Origin of the sequence: Citrobacter sp. wls826 (assembly GCF_005281245.1) — a bacterium.
GTDB lineage: Bacteria > Pseudomonadota > Gammaproteobacteria > Enterobacterales > Enterobacteriaceae > Citrobacter > Citrobacter braakii.
This window is the reverse complement of sequence record NZ_SZWS01000063.1, coordinates 53,556-70,622: the sequence shown is the minus strand read 5'-3', so window position 1 is coordinate 70,622 and position 17,067 is coordinate 53,556. Positions and strand designations below refer to the sequence as shown.

The window sequence follows — 17,067 nt, the reverse complement described above, 5'->3', positions numbered from 1 at the left end:
CGCGGGCAGGCGCTTCCTGTGCTGCTGCTGACGGCGCGCAGCGCGGTGGCCGATCGGGTGAAAGGATTGAACGTCGGGGCCGATGATTATCTGGCAAAACCGTTTGAAATCGAGGAGCTGGATGCCCGGCTGAGGGCTTTGCTACGCCGCAGCGCGGGGCAGGTGCAGGGCATACAGCAACTGGGCGAACTGGCGTTTCACGATGAGGGCTATTTTCTGTTGCAGGGGCAGCCGCTGGCGCTCACGCCGCGCGAACAGGCATTGCTGACGGTGCTGATGTACCGTCGATTGCGACCGGTTTCGCGTCAGCAGTTGTTTGAACAGGTCTTCAGTCTAAACGATGAGGTCAGCCCGGAAAGCATTGAATTGTACATCCATCGTCTGCGTAAAAAGCTACAGGGAAGCGATGTGCGCATCGCCACGCTACGCGGGCTGGGCTATGTGCTGGAGCGTAGCGATGAAGTGGGTTAAACCCCAATCGTTGTACCTGCAACTGCTGATGTTTCTGGGTTTGCCGCTCATGTTGTTGTGGGGGTTGTCGGCATTTAACAGCTATGTCAGCGCGCTACAGGCGGCGACGCAGGCGTATGACCGGACGCTGCTCTCGTCTGCCAGAACCGTCTCCGAGCGACTGGTGGTGCACAACAAACAGCTGGAAGTGAATGTGCCGTGGGTGGTGCTGGACAGCTTTGAACTGAATATGAACGACAGGTTGTATTACAAGGTGGTCGATCCGGCGGGGAAGGTTATCTCAGGTTATGACGATTTACCTGCGATGCCGCCTGCGACATCGCGTACGCGGCTTTATCCGGCGCTGGCGTGGTTTTATCACACTGAATATCGCGGGGAGGCAATTCGCGTGGCGCGTCTGCTGCAGCCCGTCAACGAGGGCGGCATTATCGGCATGGCCGAGATTTATGTCGCCGAAACGCTGCAATCGCGACGTTACCTGGCGCGACAGCTGCTGTTTTCCTCGTGGGTTTCGCAAGGGCTGCTGGTGCTGCTCACGCTGGTGCTGGTCGGCTGGCTGCTGCGTCGGGTGTTACGCCCGATGCGCCAGCTGTCATCGCTGATGGTGCGTCGCGAGCCTGGGCTGCTGACGCCGCTGCCAGAGCTGCTGCCGTGGTCGGAAACCCGTCTGTTGATTGTGGCATTCAACCGTTATCTGGACCGACTTCGCGGCCTGATCTCTCGCCAGGAGCGCTTCAGCGCGGATGCTTCTCATCAGCTTAAAACGCCGCTGGCGGTGCTAAAAACTCAGGCGGCGGTGGCCCTCGCCAGCCAGCAGCCGCAGCAATGGTATGAGAGTCTGCAAGCCATGAGCTCCACGCTGGACAACACCATTCAACTGACGGAAAGGCTGTTACAGCTGTCGGCTGTGAAGCGCAAAGAGCAAGGAGAAAGGCACTTCTCGCCGGTTAATTTGTATGAGGTGGTGCAAAGCAGTTGTTTCACGCGACTGGCGCAGGCGCGCAGTAAAGGGATCGATCTGGGCTATGAAGGGGAACAGGATGCGGTGTGGATTGAGGGCGATGAAGTCCTGCTTGGCGAACTGTGCGGGAATCTGCTGGATAACGCACTGAAATACACGCCGCCGCATGGTGTGGTAACCGCCCGTCTGCTGCGAAAAGGAGAGGCGGTGGTGCTGGTGGTTGAAGATAGCGGGCCGGGTATCGATGAGCAGATGGTGCACCAGGCGCTGCTACCGTTTCATCGCCTTGATAACGTCGGTAATGTCCCTGGCGCCGGGATAGGCCTGGCGCTGGTCAACGACATTGCTCGTCTGCACCGCTCGCACCCTCAGCTATCACGGAGTGAAACATTAGGCGGGTTAAGCGTACGACTGCGGTTTTTATGCCTGGTGCGAGACGCGCAGGACGATCAGCATCGTCCTGCGCCTGTTATTTAAAGGTCACCGTCGCATTGACAGGGATACTAAATGTGCCGGGTTGGGGAGGATTTTTCAGCCAGAACAGGGTTGCCATGAACTCTTTGCGTCGGCTGTCGCTCTGGTTGGTAAACGCGCTGCTGGCAAAATCGATACGGTTGCCGCTGATAATGTCCCCGGAGCCGGGGTGTGCAGCATCCTGGAGCGTAACGCCGATATCTGGCGTACCCTGACCGGTAAAAACTGCGCCGCTGTTGCTCGTGGTGCCGGTAAACGTTACCGCGTAGTTGATGCCGCGACATTCATGCTTCCCGGCGGCTTCTGCGGCAATAACGGCAAACTGTTTACTGTGGCTGTTATCTTTTCCCACTTTTGCTTCGGTAATGCTGATCCTGCCAAACTCGACGGTATCCGTTCCTTTGTCAGAGCTGATAGAGACGATCGGTTCGCAGTTGATATAACTGATGTTATTCAGGCCATTAAGCGCGGGGCCAAAGTTTTTTGCCGGATTGCTGGTGGAGCAATGCGAACCGCAGGCGTTAATGCTGCCAATACCGTCGACGACAAAAACTTTGTTGATGGTGCGACCGGCCAGCGCAGGCAAAGGATCCGGGAGTTTTCCGGTAGCGACCAGACTGAGGTTAAAGGTGAAAGAAAATGTTTGTGGGCGCGCCTGGCAGTCACTGGTATGGCTGTGGTTATTACTCCTGCAGTAGTTGTCTGAACCTGCTCGGGGCAACGTTGCCTGATATTGGGTGGTGACGGCCTGGGCGCTTTGATCGTAGGGGCGACCATCAATGCTCACCACCAGTTTCATATTGGTTCCCTGCAGAAAATGCGCAAACTCATGATCAGGGTCGATGTAGATTCTGGCGGCTTCGCCGTGGGGCATATAGTCTGTGTCGCGGCAAGTGACGCTAACGGTTTGTGGATTGGACACCCAAACGGTGTCCCCAGCGGTGGTACTGTGGCTGATTTTAATGGGATCAACGTGTACGGAGACGCTGTTTGCTGTACAGGTAACCGCATAGCTTGCACTACTGAATATCGGCAAACAAAGCAGCACCACGAGTTTAACTATTTTTAACGGATTCATTGATTGCACCTTACGAGCCGACGCACTGGGCGGTAATTTGTGTATATCCGATTTTCTTCACCGGCTGGTTATGGTTATCCGGCATTTGAATAAAGCAGTGTTCATTTGCGTGGGAGCCCCAGCGCACTTCCAGGCGAGAATTGTCCTCCACGCCGCTGGCATACAGTGCGCCATGCATACCGACCAGACCGTGGCTACGACCTTTGGTATCTCGTACGTTCGCGCCGACCGGGGGGGCAATATTGCCGGGCATGACGGCATTGACCAGATAGTTGCGGCCGCTGAAGGTTTCAAACACCACTTTGCCGATGGCTTTCTCTGTTGGAACAATTTTTTTCTGTGCCTGCGGAATATCCAGCCCGGCACCAATATCAGCGGTATTCAGACTCACCACGTTGTAATGCCATGCGTCTGCGGCGGTAAGGACCGCATAGCCGTTACCGTCAATTGCCACGCCATTTTGTTGCTGGATATGGACACCGTCGGCATTTTTGGCTTCGACCAACACCATGGTATCGCCAGGAGAGTGCATGAGCGTCACGCCGCCTGCGTGCAGCATTGCCCCGCCGCTGATGCCCATATTCATATTCTGGTAGTTGCGTCCTGCGCTGTAGCCCCCCTGAACATTCATCTTGTCACCTTGCCAGGCGGCGTTAACCCCGGCAGAGGAATCCTGTCGATCGGTGGTACTGCCCTGAACGCCCCAGCTCAGACGATCGTCAAATGCTGTATTGCTGTAGCTGGTGGAGTAGCTGTCGCCATTCTGCTGGCTATGCATGATGTTGGTGGAGACAAAGCCGCGGCTATCCATGAAATCGAATGGAATGGAAAGCGTCAGGTTGATACTGCGGTCCTGGTAGTCGTACTGGTTACGGGTATCCTGTACATAAACGCTCCAGTTGATTTTCCCCAGTGTATCGTTGTAACCCAGCTGTATCGTGCGGTCGTGACTCCCGTTGTGCCAGTAGTTTTGCTGGCTGGCGCTGACGTAAAGAGAGGCGTTATCCCACAAACGCTGGTTAACAGAGACCTCAAAACGTTGGCGGCGATTATTGTAGTTAGTGGTGTAGTAATGCTTTTTGTTGTGCTCTTCGCCAGGAAAACGCAGCTGTTGATTCGGGTCGTCATAGGCGATGTCGTAATAGCCCGAGGACCAACTGTTATGCTCGTTAATGGTGTCGCTAAAGCTGTAATAACCGGAGGTATTGTAGCGGTAGCCTACCAGACGGAAATCCGTACCGTACTGGTTCAGCGATTTGGAGTATAAGAAACGATAACTTTGTCCTGTGGACGCATCTCCACTGGCGAGCTGCGCTCTGGCGGTAGTGATATCGAAAGAGATCGCGCCGAACTGGTGCAGATCCTGAGCGATCCCGGTGGCAATCGCATTATAGCTTTCTGCGGTCAGGAAACCACCGTACAACGTGGAGCCAAAGCTGAGACCATAACTCAATGTGCCTTGAACAAAGCGGGGCCGCCAGCCGCCGCTGTAACCGTCGCGGTATTCCCCTGCCGTAAACTGAAAGCGGTTGTTACCTGCACGCAGCATGTTCGGTACCGCCGAATAAGGCACACTGAAATTACGCCGACTGCCATCGGCTTCAATAACGCTAACGTTCAGGTCGCCGCTTTGGTTGCTGGGGTTGATATCGTCAATGTCAAACGCGCCTGGCGCGACGTTTTTGCTGTAAATCAGATAGCCATTTTGACGGATTTCGATTGTGGCATTGCTATTGGCGACGCCGCGAACGACTGGCGCAAAATCGCGTTGGCTATCAGGCAACATGTTTTCATCGCTGGTGAGCTGTGCCCCGGTAAACTGGATGCTGTCAAATACATCGTCGTCCGTATATGTTTGCCCGAAGCGCAAGCGGCTACGCAGCGCAATAATATTACGTTCCACCCACGTGGAAACCGCCTGCCATTGACGGCCTGAACCGCTGGCATAGCTGAAAGTAGACTGGTTACGAAAATGCCATCCCGCCAGGTTTATACCGTTGGCAAAACTGGCAAAAACAGAGTCATGATCCTGGCCCTGTTCAATCAGGTGCGTCGTATTGGCGTTGTAGCCGACAAAAGCGGCATTAATCCCATCGTCATAGGCCGATTCAGGCACGGCGTCATGCGCAGTCGAAAGCAGAAACGCTTCTGGTACTGAAATATCAATGCGCTGGTAGTTTGCATCTGCCGTCAGGCGACTGTTTGCGATCAGAGCCGTGAGCTCCACGCAGGTATCGGCGTTACCTTCAGGGATTTTAATCCCGTATTTGCGCAGATCGTCCGCGCTCAGGCAAGGTTGCGGCTTGCCTTGTGGTTGACGTCTTTTAAAGTCAACATTGCGCGTTTCGACGAAGCTATGGTCTAGATATATATCGTATTCAAACGTGCCTTCGCTAAGTCCGTCATTACGGGCTATTTGCACTACGGAGGTAATATTTTGCGTACCATGTACAAAACGGGTATTAAACTGCGGCGTGCTGCTGGCGTATGCAGGTATGCACACGGCCAGCGTTGACAGCGTAAAGAGGGTGTACCGTTGCGGGTGCTTATTTTTTTTCATCATGTGCAACCCCAGCTTAATTGCAAGATACCGGGACGTTATTAACCGCGTTAGTGCCGCCGTAATCATCTACCCAGCTAAAACCGATATGGCTGACTTTTTGCTGTGACAACGCAAACGTGCGTTCGCCATGCGGATTAATCATGTCGGCATCAATGTTTTGGCCGTTAATATGTAATTGCGTCAGGGAGATATGTAACGGCGTCGCATTGACCGCCCGCAGAGTATGACCGTGGCACTGCCACTGTAATTTCTCAACGGCTTCAGGTAGCGTCATATTCAGCCCAACAGGGCGATAAAATAGTTTGATGCGAATACGCTGCGCCAGCTGTAAGGTATTTTCTTCATTCTCGATGGTGGGGATTTCCTGCACATTAATCCACACTACAGATTCAACATCCTCAGGAAAGCCGTTGCCCTGATAAATAGCTCGCAACACGGCTGATTTATGGCCGTCAAGTTTCAGGATCGGGGGCGTAATTAACATTGGCAGATTGGCAGGCGTCTCATCCGGATTACCATTATCCAGCCACGTCTGTACCATATATGGCTTGTCTGTATTATTGTTGACGTCAAACATCGCCGCTTTATCGTTCTCATTATAAATAACGCGCGTTTGACCCAAATTAATTGCGCTGTGAGCGGTGCTAATCACACACAGCAGCAGGTAAAAGAATATTTTATTCATCAGGTGCACTTTCCAGGTTCAGGGAAGAGTGCCATCCATAGCAATCAACGTCCGTTATTTATAAATGACGGTGTAATTCATATCCGCAGTGATCGTGCCAGCCGCAGGCAGCGTTCCGCCAATTTGCTGATATTTGGCGACCAGATCGATTTGTGCATCGCCATTTTGATCTGCTTTTAAGCTCACCTCATTACTACCGGAAGCGAAATCGAGGGCATGACCCGCTTGATCCACTTCGATGCCAACATCGGTGGCAGAAGCCGAGCCACGTTTCGCTTCCAGAAGTGCTGTGTTACTGCCAGGGGTTTTACCGGTAAAGACCACCACATAGCCGCTTCCTCCAGTTACCCCACTACAGCCGCTAAATTGCAACGTAAACGGAGTATCACCGGTGCTAGAGCCCGCGCCGCTAAATAGCTGGTTGGTAACTTGTGGCAATGCCACTGTTTTACCTGGCTGGTTTGCTGTGCTCACCACGCAGGTACTGGCAACAATTTCACCGGTAAAATGGACCGTCGCGGTGGCTTTAGAACCTGTTGCGGCAGTGGTAACGTAATTCGCTGCTGCGCCAGCATTAGCGGCAAACAAAGCGACCAGTACACTGCTGGTAAGTGCAGTTTTCATCATCATAACTCCGTTAAATTTATTATTTACCCAGAAAAGTACTTGTCAGAGGCACAGATTCAGCTGGAGTTCATCAACGTCAAAAAATGATGTAGGACTTCATTTGAAAGAAATGATTAACGTGCGTAAATTGCTCAACAAGTAATCCGGCGCGGATATTATTTATTTGCGAAAAATAAGTAAACAAAATTTTTTTGGCATGATTGAATGGCTTTGGAAGGTGTTTTTATATATATCTTAACAAAAGTGTATACATTGTTATCAATAATTCGTTGGGGCGATTTACGCTGCTTTTAACAAAATTTTAATGCTGTCATTTATTCTCTTCTCTTTATTTTAAATTGATGTGTTGGTAAGCGCTGTAAACTCTGATGTTAAAGGTGTGTTCATGCAGAATGTTGACATTAGTAATATGTAACACGCATTTTCTCAATGATTGGCTATCGTTTTAATTTAAGCCATGCTTGCCGCTTCTACTCATCGGAGTTGCTACAATTATTTAAACTAAATTTTTTTACTATTCGTTTTTTTTTTTGAAATTTGAGCGTGAAAATGAAAGCAATCGCAGACTCTTCGTAAAATACCTTATTTATAATAAGGTTGCTAATCATTGCTTTGTAAATGTGTTACTAAGTTATTTTTATGGTGGGAATTATAAATACACTTATTGATTTCTTCTTGTCGCTCTCCAGGACTCTCATCACTGAGCGTAGCGCAACGAGGTTTGGACAAAGTATTGCTTTTTGTAAGGTTAACCCGTTGTCAGGCGCTCATCATGTGATTCTAGCCACTGGTAGCTTATGAATTGTGATCTGTCAATGACGTTTATGTTGCAATTAATCATGTTTTTTAAGGATGAAATTAAAAAATATTACCAATAAATAATCATCTAAATCATTGGGTTGCATTTGTATGGTGCGAAACCCATCACATTGTATTACATTGTTTTTTACATTTACTGACAGTGTGCCATTGCGTTTTTAAGACTTGTGATATAATTAGCAACATAAATGAGAAAAAAACAATTAAAGATCAATAAATAATGGGCTGAGATATGCTTAAAAAATCGCTAAAGATTAGCAGCCAGGGATATCCAGTCTTTTTAAAGCTGGTCGATTTCATTGTAATCAATGCGACGTTAATTTTTAGCGCCCATCTGTTAGGTCTGGCGCCATTTAACACCATTGCCATTCTGAGTATTCTCTTCTCAGTCTTTTTCTTACTGTTTGCTGAATACATTAAAATGTATCAACAAAAGATTAAGACGATCGGTTTACGTAATCAAAAACGGTTGGTTTTTTGTACACTACTGGCGATTTTTCTGAACGAACTGGTCAGCATGACGGTGGCTGAACCCGAGTCTCTCGGCTACTTAGACAAACTGCCTTCCCCCTTTTATTCAGCGATTATTTACTGGTACTTCATCCCATTACCTTTTCTTTATTACATTCGCTTTTTCATTTTTAAATATTCAACGAAAAAGAGTATGCGTGTGGCGATTATTGGTCTGACCGACAATGGCCTGGCGGCAGAAAACGCGTTAATGGATGAATACGCTAATATCACATTAGATCTGGCTTTTTATGATGAGCGCGCCTTATCCCGCTGTGGCGATATCGTCGATAAGGTTAAAAGCCCCTTTCGTGGGCCGGTGATCAATCTGGTTGAGGAAGCCCGGCAGGGAAATATAGACGAAATCTACATCGCTTTACCGATGGTAGCTTTACAACGCATTCGTCATTTTTTGGCGATGATGTCAGACACCACCGTAGATACGTATATTGTTCCTGACTTCCACACCTACAGTAACAACATGTCCAAGCTGCGCTCCATTCACAACCTGCAAACTATTGGCATTTTTAGTTCGCCGTTCGAAGGGGCGGGTTCGTTTATCAAGCGGGCGGAAGATTTGGTGCTTGGTAGCATCATTATGGTGATGATTTCTTCGCTGATGTTGGCCATTGCCATTGGAATCAAACTCACTTCCCGCGGGCCAGTCTTTTTCAAACAAGACCGGTATGGTCTTAGCGGGCAAAAAATTAAGGTCTGGAAGTTTCGCTCGATGCGCGTTATGGAGAACGCCGATACGGTTATTCAGGCCACTAAAAACGATCCACGAGTAACCAAGTTTGGTAGTTTCTTACGCCGTACCTCACTGGATGAACTACCGCAATTTATCAATGTATTGCAGGGAAGTATGTCGATTGTCGGTCCCAGACCTCATGCGGTTACGCATAATGAGCAGTACCGTAAACAGGTCGAAAATTACATGATCCGCCATAAAGTTAAGCCTGGGATCACCGGGCTTGCGCAGATCAACGGTTTCCGCGGGGAAATCGATGCGCTTTATAAGATGGAAAAAAGGGTTCAGTACGATATTGAGTACATTCAAAACTGGTCTTTATGGTTGGATATAAAAATTATTATTAAAACTATTTTTAAAGGATTTATCGGTAAGAATGCATACTAAATTACTCGTGATTACCGGAATCGTGATATCGCAGCCCGTATGGGCTGATTTAACACCGAAATCACACATTGGCTTTGCGGGGATCGACTTCCAGGGCAAGGTCGCTGTGGACTATGGTTATAATGATAACGTGTCTTATCAGCCACATAGCAGAGATGCTATCGGTTCCTCGTTTCAGAGCGCAGCGCCCGTTTTGAGTATGATCGGAGAGCGCGGTCAGGATAAGTATTTACTGATGTACTCCGGTGATTATCGTAACTACTCAAGCGATTCCGCTGATAACTATAACGATCATTTTTTCCGTTTTAACGGTGCCTGGCGCTATGGGCTCAAGCACGGCTTAACACTCAATCTGGAGGATACGCTTGGGCACGAATCCCGCGGTCGAGGGATCACTGAGGGGTTTCTACCGGGTCAATTCGAGCAGTATGGGATTAAATCTCCGCTGACGACGAATTTTATTAACAGTGAATTGCGCTATAGCTATGGCGCGCCGGATGGGCGCGGGAAAGCGGAACTGGCGTTGTTATACAAAAAACTGACGTTCGGCAATACGTCTGACGCCCAGGAGAGTAGTGAAGATTTCTACAATTACATTCAGGAACAGGAATGGCACGAAAATAGCCTGGTGGCAGAAATTTTTGACCAATACACATCCAGAACGCGTTTTCGCTATAGCTTTATTACTAACCAGCGTCACTATGATAACAACTCAGAAAAAGACACTAATGAGTATTATTTACTGTATGGCCTGAAGTCACAGTTGACGGGAAAAACCAATGTCGACATGAATATTTCATGGTTGTACAAGACATTTGAAAACAACGCAAACTCGCATGATTTTAATGGTCTAAACTGGGATGTAAAAGGGGAGTGGAAGCCGTTACAACAGTCTGTTTTCACGGTGCACTCAGCGCAAAGCATTAAAGACCCATCGGAAGTTGGGGGATATATTTTAGTCACCCAGTATGGTCTTTCTTACCAGCACTTCTGGTTAGGCAACCGTTTCTCTACCTTGCTGGATTACTCATACACTTCAGAAGACTATAAAAAACAGAATAAAGATCGGCATGATAAAGATGGGGTATTTAGCGTAACCATGAGCTATGACTACACACCGTCGGTCAATTTTGAGATTAAATATCAAATAGATACGTTGAATTCGAATAAGGATACTGATTCGTTTTATATCGGTCCCAACGACAATCAGGAAGTCATCAGAACGTTGGGTTATGATAATTCTATGATTATGCTTAAAGCTAAGGTTCAGATCTAAAATGAAAATAATAGAACTGTGCGCGGTTTTGCTATTCAGTATCCTGATGGTCGGATGCACAACGTCCAGCCCGAGATTAATGGACGATCCTGCTACTGTTCAGCAGGATTACCGACTTGGGGCAGGGGATACTGTCAATATCGCTGTTCATGGTCAACCCGATATGACGATGCGGTTTATTTTGGATAAGAGTGGGGAGATTAATTTCCCGTTTGTTGGTGCTCTTATTTTAAAAGATAAAACTGTTGAGCAGGTGACTAACGAATTAACTCAACGCCTGACTGGAGATTATTTTACAACACCGATGGTGACGGTGAGTATTGCCGAGTTCCGTAAATACTATGTTTCTGGCGAGGTGAAAAGTCCGAATGGATTCGCTTATGAGCCAGGACTTACCGTCGAGAAATCTATTGCGCAGGCGGGGGGATTTACAGATCGTGCTGATCGTCAAGATATCAACATTCGCCTGTCAGGTAGCAATCAGCTGCTTGAGAATGTTGATTTAACGCACTCTGTTCATCCTGGGGATGTCGTGATTATTGGCATGGGGTTCTTCTGACGATGAAACTATCAATAGTGGAAAACGGCAAAAAACGAGAAAGCACTGTTGAATTCTCCCGCTTTGCCAAAGCGCTGAAAAAGAACGCCTGGAAAATCGCGCTGGCCGGTATCGTTGCCGGGGTCGTGGCTTATCCGTTAATCAGCATGATGTCCTCAAAGTATGTATCAACGGCGACGGTGCTGATTAAGGCGCAGGCCGATAACGTTTCTCCGTTCCCACAGGTTGATGGTTTCGATTCAACGCGCAGTGGTTACTACGAAACGCAATATGCGTTGATGCATTCACGAATTGTGCTCGAGCAAGCCGTTCGCGATATGAAGCTGGATGAAAACCCGGCATTTACCGGGGAAAAAGCCGATGCTCAGGGCGCTGATAGCAGTGAAAGTCGGCAACTGAGAATGGAGCTGGCGCTGAAAACGTTGTCGAAAAACCTGAATGTCATCGGTATTCGGACAACGAACCTCGCCTCTATTACCTATGAATCGACTTCGCCCCAGGTTGCGGCTGATATCGCCAACGGCGTCGCGCAGGCTTTCATCAACTATACGCTGGAGCAAAAGCGTCAGAAAGTAGAGAAAGCCCGCGAACTGAATTATGAAAAAATGGAAGAGATTCAGAAGTCGATAGCGAAGCAAAAAGAAGAGATGGAAAGCTATCTGAAAAATGCCGGGCTGTTGACCTTTCGCGGTATCGATGGTTTTGAAACCGAGCAGTTAAGTATCGTGACCAATCGTCTGGCCGATGCGACCCAACGTCGTGTTGCCGCTGAATCCGTTTATAACGAAGTGAATGGCGCAGGGAAGTCCGCCGAAAGCGTTATCTCGCTGCCTTCGGTCTCTAACCACGCTCAGATTCAGGATCTGCGCATTGCGCTGATTCAGGCGCAGCGTACGTTGTCTGAACTGCGCAAAGTTTATGGGCCAAAAAACCCCGCCATTTTAAAAGCAGAGGCCGATGTTCAGTCGATCCAAAGCCAAACCGGACGGGTGTTGGGTGAGCTGAAAGTCGGCTTACGTCAGCAATATCTGGCGGCGCTGGCGGATGAAAAGAACTATCAGCAACAGGTGGAACAGCAGAAAGAGATCTTCCAGAAAATGGCGTCAAAACGGGATGCCTGGAACGGCCAAAAACTGTCGTTAGATAAAATGGAAGACCTGTATAAATCGCTCTATCAGCGTACTCAGGAGCTGTCGCTGTCCGGCGTGAATGCCGATGCGGTGTTATACGATCCCGCTGTTCCCGCACTAAAACCGGCGAAGCCGAATAAATCACTGCTGTTGGTGATGGTGGTCATGCTGGTGGTCGTGTTCAGCATCATGTATTTCATTGTCAAAGCGGCGATGGATAACTCAATCGCTAGCCTGAGTCGCATGAAAAAGCGCCTCAACGTTACCCCGCTGGGCGAAATCCGTCGTTTTAGTGGAACCTCAGGGCGTGCGCAAGTGCGGGACATGATCCTGAAGAACCCGCTGAATGCCGATATTGTGCACGGTATCCGTACCCGGATTATGCTGGATAATCGTCCATTACAGACGCTCGCCGTGGCATCGACGGAACACGGTGATGGGCGTTCTTTGTTGGCGAATCTGTTAGCGAACTCCTTTAGTTTTGACCAGAAAACGCTGCTAATTGATGCGGATTTCTTTAATACGGGCGGGCTTTCTTCTGAACTGGCATCAGCCACATCCGCAGGCCTGGCTGAGCTGCTGCGCGGAGAGACTCAGCTGGAACAGGCGCGGATCACGCTCAGTGATAATCTCGACTTTATTGCGCACGGCAAGAGCACCATCTCTTCTTTACTGATGCTGTCGTCGGAGCACGTTGAACCCTTAATGCGCGAACTGAAATCGCATTATCAGCGCATCATTATTGATGTTGCTGCTGTGAATCAGAGTCAGGATGTTCAACTGATCAAACGTGCCGTTGATGGGGTTGTTTTCATTGTGAAAGCCGGGGTGGGGTCGGCGGTACACATCGCCAGCGCACTGGATAAGATTGAGGAAAATAACGGCGTGGTGATTGGCGCGGTACTCAATGCGGTTGAAGAAAAAGATCTTGAAACCCAGGAGGGTCTGCGTTCACTTAACTTCAGTACCGATCAACTGATGACGACGCCAGGCCGGGTATGAGTCTACTGAAGAGCGCTTCCACGATAGCTGGTTCATCAGTCATCTCGCAGTTGATTGGTGCGCTGTCTATCTGGTTGATTTCGCACAAGTATGATATGGCTGAGGTGGGGCTTTACGCGCTCAATTACAGCATCGCCGTGGTGGGCGCGCAGGTGTGTACCTTTGCATCGCAGCTTTTAATTCCAAAACAGCACGACGACGAACTGGTACAGAACGTCGTATTTTGCCTGATCCAAAGCACGATCATTGCCTTACCGTACGCCGTACTGACAGCGTGGCTGTTTCACCAGAACATCCTGTTCCTCTATTTGCTGACGCTGGCGACGGCGTGGGTTTTAATCTCGGAAAACCTGTCGCTGCGCACGGCCAATTTTCGTTTTCTGATTTTCCAGCGCATCTCTGTCTCTGTGGTGGTATTACTTTCGGTTCTGGTTACGCATCAGGTGCAACTGTTTTATTGGTCATGGGCCTGCGCGACGATGGTGCTGACCATAAGCTGTATTTTGCATTCGTTTGATATTCGTTCCGTGGCGGCCAGACATTTGCGACCTGCCAGTAACTGGCATTTTTTCAAACAAAATATCCATCACATTACCAAAGTCGGTAGTGCGGAAGTGCTGGCGATGGCCAGCAGCAATTTGCCGATTATGTTGATTAACTTTTGGTTCTCGGCGCTGACGGCAGGTTATTTTTCCGTGGTTAGCCGCTTTTGCCTGGCGCCGGTGGTGATCATCGGCAACGCAGTGCGCAATACTATTTTTTCCAAGTGGTCTATCGACTTCAGAAATAATACCTTTAATTTTCATGAATATACCAGGGTACGGATGCTACTGTTGGTTCTGGGGGTTATCTGTACTCTCGGGGTGTTTATTTTCTATCCAATAGTGATGCGTCTGGGCTTTAGCGAAGACTGGATTAACTCCATTGAAACGTCGCGCTACATGTTGCCCTATTTATTCCCGGCGCTGGCGATAAGCCCTCTGACGGTGATTGAGCTTATTTTTGGTTCCCACCGCTATTTTCTGCGTATCCAACTGGAACAGCTGGCGATTGTGTTATTCGCATTTGTCGTCATTCCCTATTTTCATAAAGATTATGCCACGTCGGTTATCCTGTTTTCTTCACTGACATTTATTCGCTACGCCTTCATTTATCTGAAAATGAATAAGCGAGCCAATCTTCTGAAAGACAAGCCGGTGATACTATGACGCTGAATACCGGATACTATTTACAGGTTTTTAGCTTTATCACGCTGATCCTGTGTGGCCTGGTGCAATACTTTACCGGCATGCAGTCGGTGCTGTGGATCCCCTTTTTCCTGACCCTGTTGATGGTGGGATTATTGGTGATGCAGACGCGTGATGGCTCGCTGCAGCTGGATGCGCAGGAGACGATTGTCCTGGCGTTGTATTTTTCGTTCCTGATACTGGCCGGAACATCGACGCTGATTCAGGGCGGGATCACCGTCGCGATTGTGGCATTTAAAAATGAAATCGCATTGTCACTGGTGATGATCTGTTTGCTGCTGGGATTTTGCCGGGAGTCGCAGATTTACCGTGCAACGCGCTATCTGTACTGGGTGTTTTACGCGCAAATCCCGGTAATGATTTATCAGGTTTTACTGGTCGTTCCCCAGCGCGTTGCGGTGCGTGGCGAAGATGAGAAATGGGACTCCGTGGTTGGCACGTTTGGCGGTGACCCCATGGGGGGCGGTAACACTGCTGCGATGGGCCTGTTTTGCCTGTTGATTATGTTGTTAAAAGTCTCTGAGTATAAGCACGGGTTGGCCACGTTCAAGTCCATGGCGTTGCACATTGTTCTTGGGATCGGGCTATGTATTATTGGTGAAGTGAAGTTCGTCATTCTGCTGTCACCTCTGTTCCTCGCGTGGGTGTGGATCTCACCGAGCTACGTCAAAGACGTCAGTAAGGTTAATCTGAAGACGCTGTTGGTTATTGTGGCGGGCATGCTGCTGCTTATTAGCCTGTCGATAGTGATCCTCGCGTACTATTATTCTTCCGCGTTTGGCGGCGATCCGTCGAAAAGCTCGTTAAGCATTTTCATCGACTCCTTAAGCTATATCTTTGACCCGAACTACATCATGTCTACCGGGGAGTTAGGGCGCTTTACGACGTTCCTGTTCTGGTTGAAAAATAACGATCTGTGGGGGCTTTCAGGAACGTTATTTGGTTATGGGCTCAACGCCACAAACAGCGGGAGTACGGTATCGCCGGGCTTTTTGAATATCATTTATAACTTAATTCTCGACTCGACTTCCCTGAGTATGCTGCTGTGGGAAGTCGGGGTGATCGGCACGTTACTTTTTATTAGCTTATTCATTTATATCCTGAAAGTTTGTCAGCCAAAGCCATTACTGACGCTTGAACAACTGGACCAGCAGGATCTTCAGTTGCTGAGCTTTGCACCGGCGTTTAACGCTTTTGCTATCAGTTGCTTAATTAGCTTACCTTACAGCCAGATACTGATGATTACACCGATGTTACAATTCCTGTTCTATTTATCACTAGGATCAAGTTTAGTGATTCGTCGAACCGTCCTTCGCTGTGTAGGGTAATTGTATGGACCAAAAACCGTTTATTTCAGTGAGTATTAAAACACTCAATGAATCTGAATGTATTGAGAAAACGATAGACAGTATCCGCAGGCAGCTTGTTGATTATCCACATAAGATTATAGTGGCAGATAGCCTGTCAACGGATAACACCCAACAGCTTGCGATCGATAAAGGGGTGACCGTGGTCTCTTTAACTGACCCAGGCGATCGCTGCTGCGGCGTCGGGCATCAGTTAGGTTATCTGTATAGTGAAGGGGAATATCTGTTGCTGATGGACGGCGACATGGAGCTGGAAGAGGGCTTTGTGGATCAGGCTGTCGCTTTTTTGCAGGCTGAGCCGGAATATGCAGGTGTCGCGGGAACCGTTGAAATGGACGATGCCGTTAACTATGAATTTAAATCGCGTAAGCAGCGTATTAGTAAAATCTATCCGCTTGGAGATAGCGACCATTTAGGCGGTGGTGGGTTATATCGCCGCTCTGCGATTGAGAAAATTGGTTATCTCACCAACCGTAATTTGCACGCTTATGAAGAAGCTGAACTTGGCCTGCGTTTGCTCGATGCGGGTTATAAACTACGCCGTCTGAATATTCCGTATTTTATCCATACTTCGCATACCATGCCGACCTTTCAGATGCTGAAGCACCGCTGGAAAAGTGGATACTATCAGGCACCGGGCGAGCTTTTACGTTGTGCGTGGGGAAAACCTTATTTCGGCAAAGCGTTAAAAATGGTTAAGAACGAGGCGATTTTTTCTGTGTATCTGATTGCCTTGTTTATTGCGGCGGTGACCTTCAATCTCGAACTTTTCGATATTGCATTTCTACCCTTGCTAGCCTTTATTATCTTGAAAACCGTGAAGAATCGATCGTTATTGAACGGATTGCAGAGCGTAATGAACCTGGCCGTGCTTTCTGCGGGACTTGTTAAAGGGTTGACTAAACCAGTACGCGATCCGTTGACTCCGCCTGACAGTAAAATCATTCATGAATAACTAAGGCTGGCGCAATGAAAGTTTTATTAGTGAATAAGTTTTTTTTCATTAAAGGCGGCGCGGAAACCGTTTATTTTCAAGAGCGCGAGATGCTGAAACAGGCCGGAGTGCAGGTTATTGATTTCTCGATGCAGCATGAGAATAATTTCCCTTCGGACTATGCGGATTATTTCGTCAGCAATGTGGACTACCACCAAGAGAGCAA

The 17,067-nt window shown here is 48.6% G+C and carries 13 protein-coding genes and 1 pseudogene; 10 read left to right on the top strand and 4 right to left on the bottom strand.

Annotated elements, in window-relative coordinates:
* Positions 1-471: winged helix-turn-helix domain-containing protein (locus FDW87_RS19425; protein ID WP_252363260.1), on the top strand; the 471-nt coding region annotated here is incomplete at its 5' end.
* Positions 458-1,909, top strand: coding sequence for a sensor histidine kinase (locus FDW87_RS19420; protein ID WP_047414801.1), 1,452 nt, complete (start codon positions 458-460; stop codon positions 1,907-1,909). The genes FDW87_RS19425 and FDW87_RS19420, both read left to right, overlap by 14 nt.
* Here the strand turns inward: FDW87_RS19420 and FDW87_RS19415 are convergent.
* The 4 genes from FDW87_RS19415 to FDW87_RS19400 are packed head-to-tail and all read right to left on the bottom strand — an operon-like array spanning position 1,902 to position 6,859.
* Positions 1,902-2,984, bottom strand: coding sequence for a fimbrial protein (locus tag FDW87_RS19415; protein ID WP_019077517.1), 1,083 nt, complete (start codon positions 2,982-2,984; stop codon positions 1,902-1,904). The genes FDW87_RS19420 and FDW87_RS19415 overlap by 8 nt on opposite strands.
* A 10-nt stretch (positions 2,985-2,994) precedes the next feature.
* A complete protein-coding gene (locus FDW87_RS19410; RefSeq protein WP_049270964.1) occupies positions 2,995-5,547 on the bottom strand; it encodes a fimbria/pilus outer membrane usher protein in 2,553 nt (850 codons plus the stop codon).
* 13 nt (positions 5,548-5,560) lie between these two features.
* On the bottom strand, positions 5,561-6,232 hold the full coding sequence (locus FDW87_RS19405; protein WP_019077515.1) for a molecular chaperone: 672 nt from the start codon (positions 6,230-6,232) through the stop codon (positions 5,561-5,563).
* 54 nt (positions 6,233-6,286) lie between these two features.
* Entirely contained in the window at positions 6,287-6,859 is a 573-nt protein-coding gene (locus FDW87_RS19400) for a fimbrial protein (protein WP_019077514.1), read from the bottom strand.
* 1,051 nt (positions 6,860-7,910) lie between these two features.
* Here FDW87_RS19400 and FDW87_RS19395 point away from each other — a divergent pair.
* The 8 genes and pseudogenes from FDW87_RS19395 to FDW87_RS23100 form a co-directional block, all read left to right on the top strand.
* On the top strand, positions 7,911-9,326 hold the full coding sequence (locus tag FDW87_RS19395; protein ID WP_019077512.1) for an undecaprenyl-phosphate glucose phosphotransferase: 1,416 nt from the start codon (positions 7,911-7,913) through the stop codon (positions 9,324-9,326).
* A complete protein-coding gene (locus FDW87_RS19390) occupies positions 9,316-10,602 on the top strand; it encodes an outer membrane beta-barrel protein (RefSeq protein ID WP_053389470.1) in 1,287 nt (428 codons plus the stop codon). Before FDW87_RS19395 ends, FDW87_RS19390 begins: the two co-directional genes overlap by 11 nt.
* A gap of 1 nt (position 10,603) precedes the next feature.
* A complete protein-coding gene (locus FDW87_RS19385) occupies positions 10,604-11,161 on the top strand; it encodes a polysaccharide biosynthesis/export family protein (protein ID WP_016154118.1) in 558 nt (185 codons plus the stop codon).
* 2 nt (positions 11,162-11,163) lie between these two features.
* Positions 11,164-13,293 carry a tyrosine-protein kinase domain-containing protein gene (locus FDW87_RS19380; RefSeq protein WP_137367368.1) on the top strand — a complete coding sequence of 710 codons (2,130 nt, stop codon included), beginning with the start codon at positions 11,164-11,166 and terminating at the stop codon, positions 13,291-13,293.
* A complete protein-coding gene (locus FDW87_RS19375) occupies positions 13,290-14,501 on the top strand; it encodes a lipopolysaccharide biosynthesis protein (RefSeq protein WP_016157271.1) in 1,212 nt (403 codons plus the stop codon). The genes FDW87_RS19380 and FDW87_RS19375 overlap by 4 nt, the downstream gene beginning before the upstream one ends.
* Positions 14,498-15,868, top strand: a complete 1,371-nt coding sequence (locus tag FDW87_RS19370) for a capsular biosynthesis protein (protein WP_137380083.1) — start codon at positions 14,498-14,500, stop codon at positions 15,866-15,868. The genes FDW87_RS19375 and FDW87_RS19370 overlap by 4 nt, the downstream gene beginning before the upstream one ends.
* A 4-nt stretch (positions 15,869-15,872) precedes the next feature.
* Positions 15,873-16,862: a glycosyltransferase family 2 protein gene (locus tag FDW87_RS19365; protein ID WP_137380082.1), complete on the top strand. Its 990-nt coding sequence runs from the start codon at positions 15,873-15,875 to the stop codon at positions 16,860-16,862.
* 14 nt (positions 16,863-16,876) lie between these two features.
* A pseudogene (locus FDW87_RS23100) lies at positions 16,877-17,067 on the top strand (glycosyltransferase family 1 protein); the annotation flags it as partial.

Bases quoted from the DNA above. Each gene is read 5' to 3' on its own strand.
- FDW87_RS19395 (WP_019077512.1), top strand. From the start codon at position 7,911: ATGCTTAAAAAATCGCTAAAGATTAGCAGCCAGGGATATCCAGTCTTT.
- FDW87_RS19390 (WP_053389470.1), top strand. From the start codon at position 9,316: ATGCATACTAAATTACTCGTGATTACCGGAATCGTGATATCGCAGCCC.
- FDW87_RS19385 (WP_016154118.1), top strand. From the start codon at position 10,604: ATGAAAATAATAGAACTGTGCGCGGTTTTGCTATTCAGTATCCTGATG.
- FDW87_RS19405 (WP_019077515.1), bottom strand. From the start codon at position 6,232: ATGAATAAAATATTCTTTTACCTGCTGCTGTGTGTGATTAGCACCGCT.
- FDW87_RS19410 (WP_049270964.1), bottom strand. From the start codon at position 5,547: ATGATGAAAAAAAATAAGCACCCGCAACGGTACACCCTCTTTACGCTG.
- FDW87_RS19370 (WP_137380083.1), top strand. From the start codon at position 14,498: ATGACGCTGAATACCGGATACTATTTACAGGTTTTTAGCTTTATCACG.
- FDW87_RS19380 (WP_137367368.1), top strand. From the start codon at position 11,164: ATGAAACTATCAATAGTGGAAAACGGCAAAAAACGAGAAAGCACTGTT.
- FDW87_RS19415 (WP_019077517.1), bottom strand. From the start codon at position 2,984: ATGAATCCGTTAAAAATAGTTAAACTCGTGGTGCTGCTTTGTTTGCCG.
- FDW87_RS19365 (WP_137380082.1), top strand. From the start codon at position 15,873: ATGGACCAAAAACCGTTTATTTCAGTGAGTATTAAAACACTCAATGAA.
- FDW87_RS19375 (WP_016157271.1), top strand. From the start codon at position 13,290: ATGAGTCTACTGAAGAGCGCTTCCACGATAGCTGGTTCATCAGTCATC.
- FDW87_RS19400 (WP_019077514.1), bottom strand. From the start codon at position 6,859: ATGATGAAAACTGCACTTACCAGCAGTGTACTGGTCGCTTTGTTTGCC.
- FDW87_RS19420 (WP_047414801.1), top strand. From the start codon at position 458: ATGAAGTGGGTTAAACCCCAATCGTTGTACCTGCAACTGCTGATGTTT.